Below are 1,486 nucleotides of genomic sequence, written 5' to 3' on the forward strand. Positions count from 1 at the left end.
CGAGCGTCGCGTCGTGCTGCACGACGCTCGAGCTCGCGGGTYGCGGCCTCGCCGAGCGACTCCTCGCGCTTCTCGTAGGCGATCTTCGCGTCGGAGAGCAGCTCGCGGGTGAGTCCGTCCGCGGTGATGCCGCCCTTGCGGCCCGCCGCCTCCGACACGACCTCGTCGATCGTGACGCCGACCGGGTAGAGCGTCTTCAGCTCGGTCCACAGGGCGTCGAAGTCCCAGCTCTCGTTGTGCCCCTCGCCGGTGTGGTCTCCCACGACTCCGCCGATGGCGTCCTCGATGAAGTGCTGCACGCGGCCGGCGATGTCGTCGCCCTGCAGGATGTGGCGGCGGTCGGCGTAGATCGCTTCGCGCTGGCGGTTCAGGACGTCGTCGTACTTGAGGACGTTCTTGCGCATCTCGGCGTTGCGGGACTCGACCTGGGACTGCGCGCTGCGGATCGCCCGCGAGACGAGACCCGACTCGATCGGCACGTCGTCCGGGAAGTTCGTACGCGACAGGATCGCCTCGGCCGCACCCGACTGGAACAGGCGCATCAGGTCGTCGGTGAGGCTCAGGTAGAAGCGGCTCTCACCGGGGTCGCCCTGACGTCCGGAGCGCCCGCGGAGCTGGTTGTCGATGCGACGGGACTCGTGACGCTCGGTTCCGAGCACGTAGAGTCCGCCGGCCTCGATGACCTTCTCGGACTCCTCCGCGACGACATCCTTCATCGCCTGGTAGGTCTCGTCCCAGGCGACCTCGTACTCCTCGGGCGTCTCTACGGGGTCGAGCCCCTTGCCCTTGAGCTCCTGCACGGCGAGGAACTCGGCGTTGCCGCCGAGCATGATGTCGGTTCCACGACCGGCCATGTTGGTGGCGACGGTCACGGCGCCGAGGCGACCGGCGCGGGCCACGATCWCGGCTCCGCATCGCCGTAGACCGTCGTGAAGTCGTCGCCGTGGCGCAAGGCGAGCACGCCCAGAACGCCGGTCGCGAGGATCGCCAGATCCTTCTTGGACTTCTCGTCGTGGGCGAGCGCGGCCATCGAGCGCCCGGTGTCGACCACGAACATGATCGTGTGCATGCGCATCGCGCGATGACGCTTGACCAGCGGAGTGCCCAGCCGCGCGGTCGCACGCCAGTCGATGTCGCGCACCTGATCGCCGTACTCGTACTTGCGCAGATCCTCGAAGTCGAGACTGCGCCCGTGCAGCAGCGACGCGTACGCGCCGTCGAGCGCGTGCAGCGACTTGCGCGACGAGTGGATGAAGAGCTTGCTCTTCACCTGCGTGATCAGGCTGGGCATGGGCGGGTCAGGGAGTCGGAACGGCCGCGAAGATCTCGTCGATGATCTCCTCGCTGCGGATGCCCTCGGCGTCGGCCTCGAAGGTGAGGAGCAGGCGGTGGCGCAGCACCAGGTGACGAAGGGCGCGGATGTCCTCGGGCAGCACGTGCGCGCGGCCGTTCAGCAGCGCCAGCGCGCGCGAAGCCTGCAGGAAGG

The 1,486-nt window shown here is 68.5% G+C and carries 1 protein-coding gene and 2 pseudogenes; all 3 read right to left on the minus strand.

Features of this window, described 5'->3' with window-relative positions:
• A pseudogene (locus DC434_RS19905) lies at window positions 1-902 on the minus strand (preprotein translocase subunit SecA); the annotation flags it as partial.
• Complete coding sequence (locus DC434_RS19910; protein WP_243409033.1) at window positions 869-1,291, minus strand: DUF58 domain-containing protein; 423 nt, start codon at window positions 1,289-1,291, stop codon at window positions 869-871. The gene DC434_RS19910 and the pseudogene DC434_RS19905, both read right to left, overlap by 34 nt.
• A 7-nt stretch (window positions 1,292-1,298) precedes the next feature.
• Window positions 1,299-1,486, minus strand: a pseudogene (locus DC434_RS19915) (AAA family ATPase); the annotation flags it as partial.

Source organism: Microbacterium sp. TPD7012, from assembly GCF_003075395.1.
Classification (GTDB): domain Bacteria; phylum Actinomycetota; class Actinomycetes; order Actinomycetales; family Microbacteriaceae; genus Microbacterium.